This is a genomic window from Alishewanella sp. SMS8 (genome assembly GCF_030737935.1).
Taxonomy (GTDB): Bacteria; Pseudomonadota; Gammaproteobacteria; order Enterobacterales; family Alteromonadaceae; genus Alishewanella; species Alishewanella maricola.
The window spans coordinates 341,328-356,799 of record NZ_JAPJEA010000002.1 but is presented as its reverse complement, the minus strand read 5'-3'; the positions used below and the strand labels follow the sequence as shown (position 1 = coordinate 356,799).

The 15,472-nt window shown below is 45.0% G+C and carries 12 protein-coding genes; all 12 read left to right on the top strand.

Features of this window, described 5'->3' with window-relative positions:
• Positions 1-27: 27 nt before the first annotated feature.
• The 12 genes from ORJ01_RS09190 to ORJ01_RS09135 all read left to right on the top strand — a co-directional run bounded on the left by ORJ01_RS09190 (position 28) and on the right by ORJ01_RS09135 (position 15,417).
• Positions 28-456, top strand: a complete 429-nt coding sequence (locus ORJ01_RS09190) for a DUF2787 family protein (protein ID WP_306177766.1) — start codon at positions 28-30, stop codon at positions 454-456.
• Between the two features lie 631 nt (positions 457-1,087).
• The gene (locus ORJ01_RS09185) at positions 1,088-2,245 is read left to right on the top strand and encodes a tyrosine-type recombinase/integrase (protein ID WP_306177765.1); all 1,158 of its coding nucleotides are present in this window, start codon (positions 1,088-1,090) and stop codon (positions 2,243-2,245) included.
• A 156-nt stretch (positions 2,246-2,401) separates the two neighbouring features.
• Entirely contained in the window at positions 2,402-2,893 is a 492-nt protein-coding gene (locus tag ORJ01_RS09180) for a hypothetical protein (protein WP_306177764.1), read from the top strand.
• Position 2,894: 1 nt separating this feature from the next.
• Positions 2,895-4,595, top strand: a complete 1,701-nt coding sequence (locus ORJ01_RS09175) for a DNA polymerase (RefSeq protein WP_306177763.1) — start codon at positions 2,895-2,897, stop codon at positions 4,593-4,595.
• Between the two features lies 1 nt (position 4,596).
• The gene (locus ORJ01_RS09170; RefSeq protein WP_306177762.1) at positions 4,597-6,099 is read left to right on the top strand and encodes a hypothetical protein; all 1,503 of its coding nucleotides are present in this window, start codon (positions 4,597-4,599) and stop codon (positions 6,097-6,099) included.
• A 339-nt stretch (positions 6,100-6,438) separates the two neighbouring features.
• Entirely contained in the window at positions 6,439-6,960 is a 522-nt protein-coding gene (locus tag ORJ01_RS09165) for a group I intron-associated PD-(D/E)XK endonuclease (RefSeq protein WP_306177761.1), read from the top strand.
• On the top strand, positions 6,957-8,456 hold the full coding sequence (locus tag ORJ01_RS09160) for a class I SAM-dependent DNA methyltransferase (RefSeq protein WP_306177760.1): 1,500 nt from the start codon (positions 6,957-6,959) through the stop codon (positions 8,454-8,456). The genes ORJ01_RS09165 and ORJ01_RS09160 overlap by 4 nt, the downstream gene beginning before the upstream one ends.
• Complete coding sequence (locus ORJ01_RS09155; RefSeq protein ID WP_306177759.1) at positions 8,453-9,955, top strand: class I SAM-dependent DNA methyltransferase; 1,503 nt, start codon at positions 8,453-8,455, stop codon at positions 9,953-9,955. Before ORJ01_RS09160 ends, ORJ01_RS09155 begins: the two co-directional genes overlap by 4 nt.
• On the top strand, positions 9,948-11,120 hold the full coding sequence (locus ORJ01_RS09150; RefSeq protein ID WP_306177758.1) for a restriction endonuclease subunit S: 1,173 nt from the start codon (positions 9,948-9,950) through the stop codon (positions 11,118-11,120). The genes ORJ01_RS09155 and ORJ01_RS09150 overlap by 8 nt, the downstream gene beginning before the upstream one ends.
• A 1-nt stretch (position 11,121) precedes the next feature.
• Positions 11,122-14,184 carry a type I restriction endonuclease subunit R gene (locus ORJ01_RS09145; protein ID WP_306177757.1) on the top strand — a complete coding sequence of 1,021 codons (3,063 nt, stop codon included), beginning with the start codon at positions 11,122-11,124 and terminating at the stop codon, positions 14,182-14,184.
• Entirely contained in the window at positions 14,184-14,684 is a 501-nt protein-coding gene (locus ORJ01_RS09140) for a hypothetical protein (protein WP_306177756.1), read from the top strand. The genes ORJ01_RS09145 and ORJ01_RS09140 overlap by 1 nt, the downstream gene beginning before the upstream one ends.
• Positions 14,677-15,417 (top strand): hypothetical protein, encoded by a 741-nt coding sequence (locus ORJ01_RS09135; RefSeq protein WP_306177755.1) that lies wholly within the window; start codon positions 14,677-14,679, stop codon positions 15,415-15,417. Before ORJ01_RS09140 ends, ORJ01_RS09135 begins: the two co-directional genes overlap by 8 nt.
• Positions 15,418-15,472: the final 55 nt, after the last annotated feature.

The following is a 15,472-nucleotide window of genomic DNA, read 5'->3' as shown; positions in this document are numbered from 1 at the left end:
CCTGAAAATCAACGAAGAGAACACATTATGGAACAGACGATTGAGCTGAATGGCCTTGCTTTGCCTGTCAGCAACGAACTCGCACAGGTACTGCTAAAACAGTTAATTCCAGCAACAGAAGGACTTGATACCCTGACTGATGCGACGATTAACTTTCGGGACCCGGAGTACTGCGCAGAATCTGGTGGTTATCACCCAGTTGAAGTCAGACTGGTTTGGCGCAACAGCGCCTGGCAAATTGACTACATCACCAGCTTTTCCTTTGTGGGCATGGGTTGGTGTGCTGAGCTTGCCAAAGAGCTGGACTTTGACTTTGGTCAGAACTGCTTTGAAATGCGTGGTTACCGGCCACAAGTCCTTGGTATTGGTGAAGAGATGTACCGACTGTTCGAGCAAAACTTCATTGAGTACGTGCGGATGGAGGTCTTCGACGTGGTAACCACAGTAGAAGACTAAATCCACCCAAAGATAGCCCCCCCGACACGGCTATCTTTTTTTGGCGAAAAATGGCGATTTTCTATGATCTGTGTGGGATTGAGTCTGTCCGTAAGGGGTGAAAGGCACGGAGATGGACCGGGACTGCTGGAAATCCGGACCAACTGTGCAACCACGCCAAGGTGAATTTCCAATATCTACATGAGCTAAAGTCGAGTTTTGGTCCGGGTCCGTTTCAAAGTCCCAACGGATTTAAGAACCGACGGGAGTTCGTTGAAGGCATCAAGTTCGAAGGAATGAACGTTATCAGAGCTAGTTTGAATAAAAAATAACGATTAAAAATGGTTATTTTAGTTTTTAAAATGGATTGCAATTTACCTTTTTGCATCAAATGTTGCTATTGGTTTTTGAGTGCAATTTTATAAGCAAGAAAATTTTTTCCTCCTAGCCGCTAGTTCGAATAATTTTTTCACAGGCACTTTTTTGGGGGTTTGATACCATCAAAACTACATTCAATTGTAAACTCATCACCCACTAAAATTCATTTATTACAGTAACTTACGATAAATTCTACTATTCTAAATTCCTTGATTTGAAGCTTATCGGTGCTAATCTAAGTCCAGAAAATTTGTTTTAGAAGCGAAGTTGGATAGTGAGTGAAAAGATGAATGGTGTTTATAAAACTAAGTTAAGCAAAGCCAAAGCTATGCGCGATTTGGTTGTGCCATTTCTGTTCCTGGAGCCACAATCTCAAGGTCATGCTTTTGTCGTCCGCAAGCAATTTAAAGGCGAAAGGCATGTATGTACTTTAGGCCATTCCTCGTATATGGCTTTAACTGAAGCGCGTTTTGCGGGTATGAAGTGGTTCGAAGATAAAAAAAATGGAGTACCGACCGATCATAACAAATTGATTCTGAAACAAGTCATCGCCAAACAAGAGGAGTGGTTGAGTCAAAACGGCACAACCAATCAGATCAAATACCTACAAAAAAATCTCAATCGGCTGAAAGGGCTGTCTGAAGACATTCTGGCAAAGGTGTTCTCTGAGATCGGCAAGCATGATCTAGAGCGCGAGGTATCTGCCTACCGAAAAACAGGTGTTGCAGAGGCGAGTGTGAACCGCTTTTTAAGCGGCATTAGTTCCTTATACTCATTCATGAAAATGCTCGGTTATGACATTCCGAACGTTTGTTCAGAGATTAAACGCCGACCAGAACACAACATCCGCACGAATACCCTCCCAGTAGAGGCTATCAAGTATTACATCCAACACTTATTAAAAGATAGCAATTGGTTGGCTGCTTACGCATTGATCATCATGGTGTCCACCGGTATCCGTTGCGGAAACGTCATTGCGATGAATGTTGATATGGTCAGCCCTTGCCTTCGTTACATCCATTTGCCAATGACGAAGTCTGGCAAACCGCAGACTGTAGCTGTTCCACAGCTGCTGAAACAGATCCTGCAGGAACTTCTGGACAATGCCAGAAAGAAAAACAGTCACTTTTTGTTCCCGTCTGACACGAGTTCGACTGGTCACATTGCATCACCACGGGGCCCCCATGAGCGCGCCATTGCGGCACTGAATGCAATGGGATTCGACTTGGTCTGCACTATTCACGACCTGCGTCGCACCTTTGCCAATCAGCTATTGCGTGCATCTGGCGGTAACGTTTACCTGGTCAGTCAGGCGTTGGGGCATGGTTCTGTTGCGGTGACCATGCGTTATTTAAGTATTCGATCCGATGAGTTAGACGAAGCCGTTAACTTGGCTGCGGCAGCATTGGGTCTGGAAAGTCTTGCAGCGTAATGCTGCGGGGGCGGTGTGCGTTCTTGCGTTTGTTTCGTAAAACAACCGGACAAACGGACCAAACAGGAATGTGCAGTAAACAGAACGCCAAAACAAGGTCCGGGAAACCATTTGGTCCGGGTATTTAAAAAGCCAACGACTCAGAAGGAGTTCAATATGGCACGTTTAGTTGAGTTAAAAGAAGAAAAAGCGGTCGAAACGACTTTACCAATAGGCAAGCCAAACGGCCCAGTGAAGTTTATTCGTTTCAATGGCGCTTGGTTGTTCATGCTGTTTTCTAAGTCACACAATAGCTTATTTATTGTTGATGACTTTTTGGTTAAAAAACTACCAAACGTTAAAAAATATTACCTCGCACCGTATATTTCTCAGAAAAATCAATTAGGTGTGTTCGCATATACAGCATCAGATTGTAACTGGCACTACAAGGCGCTTGAAATAATAGCGGTTGGTGAACACCAACCAGTCATTATCAAGACTATCCGTGACGTCGGTTACGAATTCACGGTTGTTGAAGATTACACCGACGAGCAGTTCATCGTTCCTGAAAATTGGTTAGAGCAAGTTAATACCAAGATTGAAGCAAGGGTTATCGACTCTCTTGACCATCCTGTAGCAAAAGAAGCGTTGAAAGGGCACGGCAACTAAGATGAGTTCCGGAACTCCACAATCGTCATCATGGAGCTCTGGTAATGAGCTTGGCACAGCCAAATGGCAGGGCCAACAAATTTATTTGACTGATATTATTGAAAATGTCCAGCGCGCAACGGCTGCGTCAGATGACTTTAAACATATTAAATTCGAATTAACCTTTGGTGCATTCACTATTTTCAAGGCTTGCACCGAAGGCAAAAAAATTGATCTGAAAATAGAAGCGTTCGTCATGGCCAATGGCCATGACGCTTCGCGTGAAATTAAAAAACAATGTAAACAAACTGATTGCTTTGATGACTTTTTCTTTGACTTATCGCGAGCTTGCAACCAAGTAAGCCTATCTTCAATTGCATTTAGCAGGAAGTCTGGTCTGGCAAAATTGGCTTGTAGCCGATTTGGTAGCCCAGTATTACTGATTAATATTGCAACGGAAATTGCCAAAGTTTTTGCAGAGATTGCTAAGGCCGTTTTAAAGTCTTCCGAATTAAATGCTGCCACCGAACGTGCGCACTATGCCAAAGTTATCCGCCGTATTGAACAACGCGGTATTCCATGCGATGTGGAATTACTGCAACACCTTCATACCGATAGCGCCGCGCTCTGGCAAAATCTTGTTGAACACCATGACCCTGAGCAATTGGTTTACATCAACGGGCGATTTGATCTTCGTGCATTTGCCCGGTTTGTCGATGCTGCGGGTATTGATTATCCATCTACTCCGGCTGGCCTGCCGGATTTAAAAAAGCTTGGCGATATGGCCAAGTCATTTCCAATACTTAAAGATATTTATACGCTGTATAAGCTTGATTCGCAGTTGCGCAGTCAGAAGCTTCAGCTTAACTCTGATAACCGTTTAATAGCGGAATTAAAGCCTTTAGCCACGATCACCGGCCGTCATGCACCCAGCAGTAACAGTTTTGTGATGGGCCTTGCTAAGCCATTTCGAAGTCTGGTTACTCCAGAAAAAGGCTCTGTACTCTTTGTTCTGGATTACGTTGCCCAAGAAGTTGGGATTGCAGCTGTTTTGTCTGGAGAACAGGCATTACAGCGTGCTTATCTCCATGGCGATATTTACCTGACCTTTGCCAAACAAATCGGCTTAGTGCCCGATGATGCGACAAAACAAAGCCATGCTGCAGAGCGTGATTTATGTAAAACCGTGTTTATCGCTGTGCTCTATGGCATGGGTGTAAGCACCTTAGCTCAGTTGTTAGGCTGCACACATGTTGATGCAGCAGAACTGTTGGCAGGCCACCGGCAGAACTACCCGCAACTGTGGTTATGGCAAGAGGCAATTATTAAACAAGCACGCGAGGAGCATGAATTAAGAACTGCTTCCGGTTGGCGCGTGTTTGTGGATCATTCAACAAAACCAACAACCCTAAAGAACTGGCCTATCCAAGCTGTCGGAGCCGACATTTTGCGTAAGGCAGTTATGGACTGTGACAACGCCGGATTACGAGTATTGGCCCCCTTACATGATGCCATCATGTTTGAGTCCAGTATCGAAGATCACGAAGTTCACATCCACCAAGCCCAAACCCTGATGGTCAATGCTGCAAAGCATTGGCTGTCAGATTTCCCACTGCGCCTCGATACCCAGTTAGTCTTTCCCGGACAGACTCTTTGTCCAACCAACGTTACTGGGTTAAAGCATTTTGTAGGCGCTTCTTTAGCCAATTTGAGAGGTAAGTAAGATGAGCAGTAAAAAAGATGCAAAACAATCTAACGTAGACGTTGCAATCGAGTTGATCGATCGCCACTTTGCATTTTCTGTTGACCAAAATAAGCAAAGTATTGCAACTATGGCCATAGCGCCTGCCAGGATCAACGTTCCGGTAAACAGTCCAGAATTTAAATCTCATGTCCGTGACGCTTTTTTCCAGTTTACTGGTAAAAGTATCAGTGCCAATAATGTTAAAGAAGTGGTTGAACACTTCACCACGAAGGCAATGTTTAGTGGTGAAAAGTACTTTCTGAATCGGCGTTACAGCTTTGAAACCCAAACGAATGAACTCTTTATCGACAAGTGCGACGACGCCTGCACCGTCTTACACTTAAAAGATGGTCAAGTTACATCAATGACTCAAGCTGAAGCCCCGGTGGAGTTTAGCTTCGACGAAAGCATGGATCCACAACCTGATTACTTGCCAGGTGAAGGAAACTGGAAGTTGATCAATAAATACGTTCATCTCGCTAACGAACATTTGTACCCTTTGTTAATGGTCCACATTGGGCAAATGATGGTCAGAATGGGACCTTATGCGATGGCCTGTTTTGTCGGTCAAGCCGGCTCCGGCAAGAGCGAAGCTGCACGTTTTATTCTGTCACTGATTGACCCAGGAAATAACCCATTGCTCAGCTTTACGGGGAATGAAAAGGACATTGCAATTTCAGTAAGGCGTTCAGTAGCTTTGGCATTTGACAACGTTGAACCGTTCTCAAAAGTTGCTGCAAATATATTGTGTCGGCTTTTGACTGGAGCGGGCATAAGAACACGCCAATTATTTACTGATACCGGTGAAATTACTTTGGAGATATTGTCTCCAATTATTGTCACCAGCATAGACCAACCAATCCGAACTGATGACCTAATGGATCGTTCCATCACATATCTACTGGAACGGATCCCAGCAAACAAACGCAAAACTATGAAAGATCTGATAGTGCAAGCAAAAGTTGATCGACCACTTATTTTTAGTGCGATCTTAGATATGGTTGCACTTGGTCTTAAGAACATTGATTCAGTCGCAGAGGAGGAACTGCCTCGCATGGCAGACTTCGCCAAGTTTGCTTGTGCATGTGCACCATATTTTGGTTTAACTTCAAAGCAGATGTTGGAACTGTACGCATCCAGTCAACAAGAAATGGTGGCCGACGTAGCGGATGATTCACCGTTTATCCGTGCAGTACATCGTCTAATCAGCCGCAAACAAGAAGCTTGGCAGGGTAACGCGACAGAGCTTTTAAAAGAGCTCGAATTCGCACCTGAAGTCGTGCAAAAAGGTTGGCCGCAAAGCAGCATTGCCGCCGGTAAGCTGCTGACACGCTACTCTGAAGTGCTTAACAAACTTGGTATTGATGTTGAAAAAATCGAACGCCACCGTCGCCAAGTGCGTTTGAGCAAGCTGCCACACTTCCAGCCTGCAGAAGAAATTGAAACACCAAAGCCTAATATTCGCCGAACCATCGGTAAGTGATTTGAACGACACTTAATCTTTGTAATCAAAATCCCGGTCCGCCGGGATTTTTTATTTCCGCTAAACACCTGTATTCAAAAGCGACATACCACCCAGCCAAACCAATCATATAAGTTGCAACCCACAATAATGTGCGGTTAAATACTTTGTGTATTGAAAATAACAACAAACAGCATCGGACTAATATTTTATCCGTCACTGCATTCATCAGCATCTATTGCTGACTCCAGCTGACCTTACATCCGCCGCTGTATAAACGGCAAGGTCCAGACAGGCTTAACAAGCCCACCTTGCCGCAGCAAGATCCGCGTAGTTTCGCATTACGGAGTAATTAGGCGCATGGAACAGCACTACCTGAAATCATCATACCGCGAAAAGCTGATTGAACATCTGTTCATCGGTGAGCTGCTCAAGCTGTCCTGGGCCAGTGGTGCGTGCTCGCTCGAAATATCAAAGCCTGAGGTTGATAACCAAGGTTACGACCTAATCGCCGAAGAAAATGGTGTTATCCGTCATATCCAACTGAAAACCGCCAAACTAGACGCCAAAGCCGCATATCAGAAGGTTCATATCGCACTAGCGACCAAGCCGTCTGGTTGCGTGTTATGGATTTTCTTCGATGAAACCACGATGCAGCTGGGGCCATTTTTGTTCTTCGGCGGTCAGCCAGGCGAGAAATTGCCCGATATTTCGCAGTTTAAAATCGCCAAACATACCAAAGGCAACAAAGATGGCGTGAAAGCTGAGCGACCAGACATCAGGGAAGTTCGCAAAAAAGCCTTTGTGCGGTACGATCGCATCGAATTAATTTATAACGCCTTGTTTGGGGCGCAATTGCAGACACTGCAGAGTATGAAATGACGTTAATCAACCTCAAAGACTTAGAAGCCCATCTATGGCATGCCGCGCATATTATTACCGGCCCCATTGATGCATCCGACTATAAAACCTACATCTTCCCAGTGCTATTCTTTAAGCGCATTTGCGATGTTTACGACGAAGAGTTTGCAGATGCAATGTCGCAAGTTGGTGATGAAGAACTCGCCCGTGGTGACATGTTCCACCGGATTAAAATCCCCGCCGAAGCGCATTGGAGCCGGGTGTTTGCCAAAACCAAAGATATTGGTCAGGCCCTGAAAGATGCATTTCGCGCTATCGAAGTTGCTAACCAACACCTTTACGGCATTTTTGGTGACGCTAGCTGGACCAACAAAGAACGTTTATCTGATGAACTGTTATCAACCTTACTTAACCACTTCAACAAGGTGAATTTAGGCGTTGCCAGCGTTCGTGATGATGACATGGGCCGAGCCTATGAATACCTGATCAAACGGTTTGCAGATAAAGCCAACAAAAAAGCCGGTGAGTTCTATACACCACGTACAATCGTGCGCTTAATGGTCAACGTGCTGGACCCGGTTGCCGGTGAAAGTGTCTACGACCCGGCCTGTGGTACGGGTGGTATGTTGCTGGAGACCATCCATCACGTGAAAGAAAACGGTGGCGATCCGCGTCTCCTAAAAATCAAAGGCCAGGAAAAGAACCTGACAACCGAAGCCATCGCCCGAATGAACTTATTTTTGCATGGCCAGGAAGACTTTCAAATCCTGCGCGGCGATACCTTGCGCGACCCGAAATTTGTTGTGAATGACCAGCTAGAAACCTTTGATTGTGTCATTGCGAACCCGCCGTTCAGTTTGTCGGAATGGGGCCATGAGCAATGGAAAAACGACCCATATGGCCGCAAGCAGTTTGGTTTGGCACCACAAACCAACGGTGATTTTGCTTGGGTCCAACATATGCTGGCCTCACTCAACAAAAATGGTCGGATGGCGGTTGTGCTCCCACACGGCGTGCTGTTTCGTGGTGGTGCAGAAGGGCAAATCAGAACAGCACTGCTTAAACAAAACAAAATCGAAGCCATCATCGGTTTGGCGAGTAACTTGTTCTACGGCACAGGGATTCCTGCGTGCATCTTAGTGCTGAGGCAAAAACGTCCTTCTTCGCATAACGACCACGTACTGGTCATCAATGCCGAAGAGATCTACACCAAAGGCCGCGCGCAAAACACCTTATCAAACGACCAGTCTGATGACATTTATCGCATTTATCAGAAACAGCGCGCAGATGGTCCGAATGCGCAGGAAATTGAAGGTGTTGCACGCTGGGTATCTCTAGCGGAAATTGAGGAAAACGACTTTAACCTCAATATCGCACGTTACGTGCAAAAGCCATTGGCAGAGGAAACCATCACTGTTGAAGAAGCACTCAAGGACTTCCAACTAAAACTAGCGGCTTTAGAACAAGCTGAAAACGAACTGGAAGCCTTGCTACTGCAGGAAGGGTTTGAACTATGAACAAAAAGCATTTAGAAGACTTACTCTGGGGCGCGGCCGAATTCCTGCGTGGCCAGATTGATGCGTCCGATTACAAGCAGTACATTTTCCCGTTGCTGTTTTATAAGCGCTTATCTGACGTGTACTTAGAAGAGTATAACGAAGCGTTAGAAACCCATGATGGCGATGCCGAATATGCGGCGATGCCGATGTATCACCGCTTTGACATCCCCGCAGAAGCGCGTTGGGAAAAGGTGCGTCATACCAGTAAGAATATCGGTGAAGCCATTCAAACGGCGCTGCGCCTAATTGAAGCTAACAATCCGCGTTTGCATGGTGTATTTGGTGATGCACAGTGGACCAATAAGGAACGGCTACCGGATCATCTGCTGGCGGATTTAATTGAGCATTTCAGTAAAATCCCGCTGGGTATTAAATCGGTCAAACAAGACGACCTTGGCGAAGCTTACGAATATCTGATTAAAAAGTTTGCTGATGATTCTGGCCACACAGCTGCCGAGTTTTATACCAACCGCACTGTGGTGCATTTAATGACCCGGATTATGCAGCTAAAGCCCGGTGAAACTGCGTATGACCCGACTTGTGGCACCGGTGGTATGTTGCTAAACGCTGTGATGGATTTGCGTTCAGATGGGCAAGAATGGCGTTCTGTGAAGCTTTATGGTCAAGAAGTAAATTTACTGACATCGGCTATCGCTCGCATGAACATGTTTTTGCATGATATCGAAGAGTTTGAAGTTATGCGCGGCGATACTTTGGCGGAGCCAAAGTTCATCGAGCACGACCAACTGAAGCAGTTTGATGTGATTTTTGCTAACCCGCCGTATTCGATTAAAAAGTGGAACCGCGACAAGTTTGCAGCCGACCCTTATGGCCGCAACTTATTTGGCGTGCCGCCACAAGGCTGTGCTGACTATGCGTTTTACACCCACATCATTAAAAGCTTAAAGCCTGATACTGGGCGCGCTGCAATGCTGTGGCCGCACGGCGTATTATTCCGCGATTCTGAACAGGCTATCCGCAAGCAGGTTATTGAGTCGGACATTATCGAAGCGGTAATTGGGCTAGGCAAAAACCTCTTTTATAACTCGCCGATGGAATCTTGCGTGGTGGTACTTAATTGCAATAAGCCCATTGAGCGAAAAAGTAAAGTGTTGTTTATTAATGGATCGAAACACGTTACCCGCGAACGCGCTCACAGCCGCTTATCGGATGAGGATTTAGTCGTTTTATGCGAGGCTTATTTTAAACCAGAGAAGCAAAATGAAATTTCAGCTTTGGTTGAAATCGAAACCATTAAACAGAACCTTTATAACTTGTCGATTCCGCTGTATGTGCAAGCAACGGTCGAAGATGAATCTTATGATGTTGTTCATGAAATCGAATCTTGGAAAGTATGTCGTGTTCAACTGAAAAAACAAACCAATAACCTCCTAAATCACCTAGCTGATACTTTTGGTGATAAGAATTGCCAACAAAGCGGGGGCATTAATGAATAAGCAGTACAACGAAGGTTCACAGCTATTGAAGTTTGGAGCAGTAGCAGAGCATATCTCAGAGAGAGTAAATCCAGTACCGGGAGACGAGAAGCGCTATATCGGCTTGGAACATCTGGATAGCGGGAGCTTGCAGGTCAAAAGATGGGGTGGTGATGTTGTTTTAAAAGGACAAAAGCTTGCCATAAAGAAGGGCGATATTTTGTTTGCCAAACGTAACGCATATTTAAAAAGAGTAGCACTCGCCCCATTTGACGGAATTTTTTCTGCGCATGGAATGGTAATGCGACCGACTGGTAACAAAATTCTTCCCGAATTTCTGCCATATTTTATGCAGTCAGATGCTTTTATGAACAGGGCAATTGCTATTTCAGAAGGCTCGCTTTCTCCGACCATAAAATGGAAAACGTTAGAATCACAGGAGTTTGAGTTCCCGCCAATTGAATCGCAAAAGAGAACCCTACGCTTACTTGAAAAAATAAATCAATGCATTGAATGTTACGAAGGTGCGTCATTATCATCATCCGAATTGTGCGAGAGTATTATAGGAAGTGAACTTTCCAAGCTTGGAAAAGAATGTACAACCGTCGGTGACCTAATTGACTCTGGGGATATAATCGAAATTCAAGATGGAAACCATGGAAATGACCACCCAAAAGCGTCGGAATATGTTTCCAGTGGAATTCCATTTGTAATGGCCAGCGACCTAAGTTTTGGAAAGGTTGATATGGCTGGCTGTAAAAAATTGGTGAAAAATAGAGCAGATAAGCTACGTATCGGTTTTTCTTATCCTGGAGATATATTGCTTAGTCATAAAGGAACTGTTGGACTTGTAGCGGTCACACCAGCTGTGTCTGATTATATAATGCTCACCCCTCAGGTTACATACTACCGAGTTAATCCAGATGGCAGGTTACTTGCGAAATTTTTAGAGGTTTATTTCCGTAGTCGAAGCTTTCAAAGGGTATTGAAGTCGCTTTCCGCGCAATCCACTCGAGCGTATATAGGAATAACAGCTCAAAAGAAGCTACCCGTACCCCTACTAAGTGTAAGTAAACAAACAGAAATCATCGATATTTGGAGTCAATTTCAAAATCAAGTGACGCTTCTAAATGACGCAAAGTCAAAGTCAACTCGGCTGGCAACATGCATAATTAATGGGGCATAAGATGTTCAACGAACACACCGTCACGGAAAATGGAATTATTGACTGCTTAAAAGGTTTAAGCGGGGTAAATTGGACTTACTGCCATGGTGAAAACCTGCCAAAACAAACGCAGGATATCTTTGTTGAAGAGTGGCTAAAAGAAGCGCTTTGTTCGTTAAACCCTGATATTGCTAAACAACCGGACCTAGCGGACGAAGTTATTCACAAGCTACGCGGGGTTGTTTTTGAAGCTAAATTCACTGGCCTGGTAAAGGCTAACGAGAACTTTCAAGAATGGTTGCTGGCTGAAAAAAGTTTGCCTTTTGGCGAGAATGGCGACCATATCACCATCAATCTGATTGATTTTGATAACCTCGAAAATAACCACTTTGTGGTGTCGCAGCAGGTCCACTACATCGCTGCAACCGAAGTGTATTTTGATATTGTGCTGTACGTAAACGGCATTCCTTTGGTCGTTGGCGAAGTGAAAACTGCCACTCGCCCAAGCGTAAGCTGGCAAGACGGCGCAGCCGATTTTATCGGCGGTAAAAAGCATTATTGGCAGAATGTTGCGCCGTTTTTTGTGCCTAATCTTTTGTGCTTTGCCAGTGAAGGCAAAACCTTTGCGTATGGCGCAATCAATGCAGGCCCGAAAGATTGGGGCCCTTGGCACAATACAGAACTTCGCGAGGAGATATTACCGGGGTTACAGTCGGTGCTAAATAGTGCAGAAGGCCTGCTGAATCCGGTTACCTTGTTACAGCTGCTTGAATCCTTTGCCCTTTTCTCAACCGTGAAAACCGGCAAAAACACCCCACCGAAGCGCATCAAAATTTTGCCTCGTTACCCGCAGTTTGAAGCGGCTAAACAAATCGTTGAACGGGTGCGTCGTGGTTACCCCAAAAAAGGCCTGATTTGGCACTTCCAAGGCTCCGGTAAATCGTTGTTGATGCTTTACGCGGCCAAGATGCTGCGTGCTGATAATGAGCTGAAGAACCCAACTGTGTTAGTCGTGGTTGATAGGCGCGACTTGGATAGTCAAATCAGTGAAACTTTCGGTGGCGCTGATGTGAAGAACCTGATTAAAGTGCAAAGCTGCAAAAAGCTTGGTCAGTATATAGAGCAAGATAGCCGTGGCATTCTGATAACCACGATCTTCAAATTCAAAGATGTCGAAATCGATGACACCAATAAAGACGGCTTAAATAACCGCAGCAACATTATTGTGCTGGTCGATGAAGCCCATCGCACCCAAGAAGGTGGCCTCGGTGACAAAATGCGTTGGGCGCTGCCAAATGCACATTTCTATGGCTTAACTGGTACACCTATTTCAGGCATAGACCGCAATACTTTTAAGTTGTTTGGCGCTGAAGACGACCCAGGTCGTTACATGAACCGCTACAGCTATAAGCAATCTATTCGCGACGGCGCAACAAACCCTGTCAAGTTCGAACCCAGGCTGGCGGAGTTGCGAGTAGACCGCGCTGCGATTGACGAAGAGTTTAACGAGCTTGTTAAAGCCAACAACTTAGATGATGAGGAAAAAGCCGAGCTATCTAAGCGGGCAGGCAAACTGGCCATTATGCTAAAAGCGCCAAAGCGCATGGCTGCCGTGAGCGAAGATATTGCCAACCATTTTACTAGCCACGTAAAGCCAAAAAAGATGAAAGGCATGGTGGTTGTCTATGACCGTGATGCCTGTGTGCAGATGTATTACTTGCTGGGTGAACAACTAGGTTTTGATGCCGTTGAAGTGGTGATGAATATCGACCAAGCGCCTATCCGCGCTGAAGACGGTGATAAAAAAGGCAAGATCAACAAAGACTGGCGCAAATGGCATGATGACCTTGAACTTCCAGTCAAAGACGCGGATTTCGAGCGCTGGCAAGTAGTTGATAGCGACGAGCAGAAACAAAAAGATCTGATTGAAACATACAAAGATCCTAAACAACCTCTGCAATTGTTGATTGTAACGGCAAAGCTATTGACGGGTTTCGATGCCCCGATTTGTTATTGCATGTATCTGGATAAGCCACTTCGCGACCATACGTTATTGCAGGCGATGTGCCGCACTAACCGCTTATATCAAACAGACGAAACCCGCAAAGACATGGGCTTGATCATTGATTACCTTGGCGTATTCGAAAACCTGCGCACAGCCTTAGCTTACAACCCGGACGAAATCGAAGGGGTGATTGAAGGGATAGAAGCCTTCAAAGCATTACTGCCCATTCAACTGGAAAAGTGTTTAGCATTCTTCCCGAATGTCGATCGCAGCCTAGAAGGGTTCGAAGGCATCATGGCAGCCCAAGAATGTTTGCCAACCAATGCGAAACGCGATGAATTTGCCGCTGCTTTTGGCGTGCTGGCAAAGCTTTGGTCCGCAATTAATCCGGACCCGTTCCTACACACATATCGCAAAGATTACAAATGGCTGGCCCAGATCTACGAATCGGTGAAGCCTGTTGGCCAAACGGGTGCTTTAGTTTGGGCCGCATTGGGTGCCGAAACCATTCAGCTAATTCATCAACACACCGACATTAATCGTATTCGTGATGATATCGACGAACTCATCATGGATGAGCATGCGATTTTCACACTGACCGACAAAGAACAAGAGCAACGCGCCCGCAAGATTGAAATTGACCTGATGGGCCGTTTGCGTGGCCATGATGACCCTAAGTTTGTGGCCCTAGGTGAGCGTTTAGAGAAGCTACGGCAAGACTACGAAGCTGGTGTTATCAAAGCCATAGACTGGCTGAAAGGCCTGTTAGACGCAGCGAAAGACACTGTGCAGGCCGAGCGGGAAAGTGGGGATAAAGTGGTTACTCAGGCTGATAATAGACAAGCCCTGACCAAACTCTTCTTAGAAACCCGCCCAGAGACCACACCCAAGCTTATTGGTGATGTCGTTGAACAAATCGACAAAATAGTTAAAGCCACCCGCTTCGACGGCTGGCAAAACTCCAACAGCGGCCCACGCGAAATCCAAAAAGCGCTGTTATTAACACTGGCACAGTTTGGCCTAGGCAAAGACAAAGAGTTGTTTGCCAAGGCTTATGCTTATATTGAAGAGCATTATTGATGCAGTATGTTGGTGATGAGCTGGAGCGGTTGGCTCTTGGTCAAGGTGACGAAACGAATTCAGATTTGTTAGGCCGGAGCGCATTCAATCGTTACTACTATGCGTCATTTCTGATTACGCGTGAGACCATTAAAAGCATGCAGATCAGTCCAAAATTCGTAAAGCATGCTGAGATCCCAATCATCCTCCAAGAAGGTTTGAAAAAAAAAGCCAAACCTAGGTTGGATAAGTTAGTAAGAGAAGGATTGATGGACAAGGGAACATATAGTCGACTATTGACTGACCTTAACGTTGTTGGGAATGAGCTAGCTGAGCTTCTTCAACATGCGAACGATGCTAGGGTTCTTGCAGACTATGAACCTGAAATAAAAACCGAACGCGATGGAAGCGTAATCAAACTAAAAGATTACAAATTGACTACTGCGAAAGTGTGGCCTTCAAAAGCACGTCAATTATGTGGAAGGCTGTTAAGAATTTGGAGGGACATCGGCCTTGCATGAACTAAAAGATATCGCTGAGCTAGAAGAGCTAAAAAGAGACTATTTCATTTCAGAACTTAGTGTAAGAGCTTCTGACGGAACGATTGTGCTTTATATTCCTGTTGAGCACGTTAGCGAAATTGCTAAAACAGGGTATGTTTCTAGGCGACAACTAGATAATTTGTCTTGCAAGCTAGCAGAGAAATACGGAGTACCAATTGCTGTTCTAGTTACATTCTCTCCTAAATTTGAAAAAATAGCCCAAGCAGCTGAGTTATTACTTAAAGCAAAGTTTAGTGACATTCTCGAAGAAGCTAATTTTTCATTTTTATCATCTGAGAAAGTTAACGCTTGGATTAAACTTAACCAACTAACAGACGACAATACTTTTCAAATTGAATCATACTTGCAATCAATTTTGATTGAATCGGGAGTTAATTTCTTATCTTGCCAGTGGGTTGACGAAAATGCCCCTCTTCCAACGCCAATTAATGTTTTAATAGCATTAAAACGTCTTCAACCAGTCAACATTGAGCGTCTTATTGGATACTTTATCACCGACTACAGAGATGTTAATGGAAAGTGGCTAAATCGCCAACTGGACAAAATGATAAAAAAGCAGCTGATTATCCGAGATAAAATTTCTGGAAATTATGCACTTACGGGAAACGGGCTAGGTCTGATTCCAGCGATTCGAAGTAAAAACAATACAGATATACTAAGAGCACTTGAATTAGGGAAAAGAAAGTGGTGATATACACAACGGGAGCGGCGATGAATTATCGCGAGGGTATGCATCATGCCCGTTT

What these genes read in the sequence shown, in the direction of transcription:
- ORJ01_RS09190 (WP_306177766.1), top strand. Translation starts at nt 28, where the DNA reads ATGGAACAGACGATTGAGCTGAATGGCCTTGCTTTGCCTGTCAGCAAC.
- ORJ01_RS09180 (WP_306177764.1), top strand. Translation starts at nt 2,402, where the DNA reads ATGGCACGTTTAGTTGAGTTAAAAGAAGAAAAAGCGGTCGAAACGACT.
- ORJ01_RS09175 (WP_306177763.1), top strand. Translation starts at nt 2,895, where the DNA reads ATGAGTTCCGGAACTCCACAATCGTCATCATGGAGCTCTGGTAATGAG.
- ORJ01_RS09170 (WP_306177762.1), top strand. Translation starts at nt 4,597, where the DNA reads ATGAGCAGTAAAAAAGATGCAAAACAATCTAACGTAGACGTTGCAATC.
- ORJ01_RS09165 (WP_306177761.1), top strand. Translation starts at nt 6,439, where the DNA reads ATGGAACAGCACTACCTGAAATCATCATACCGCGAAAAGCTGATTGAA.
- ORJ01_RS09160 (WP_306177760.1), top strand. Translation starts at nt 6,957, where the DNA reads ATGACGTTAATCAACCTCAAAGACTTAGAAGCCCATCTATGGCATGCC.
- ORJ01_RS09155 (WP_306177759.1), top strand. Translation starts at nt 8,453, where the DNA reads ATGAACAAAAAGCATTTAGAAGACTTACTCTGGGGCGCGGCCGAATTC.
- ORJ01_RS09150 (WP_306177758.1), top strand. Translation starts at nt 9,948, where the DNA reads ATGAATAAGCAGTACAACGAAGGTTCACAGCTATTGAAGTTTGGAGCA.
- ORJ01_RS09145 (WP_306177757.1), top strand. Translation starts at nt 11,122, where the DNA reads ATGTTCAACGAACACACCGTCACGGAAAATGGAATTATTGACTGCTTA.
- ORJ01_RS09140 (WP_306177756.1), top strand. Translation starts at nt 14,184, where the DNA reads ATGCAGTATGTTGGTGATGAGCTGGAGCGGTTGGCTCTTGGTCAAGGT.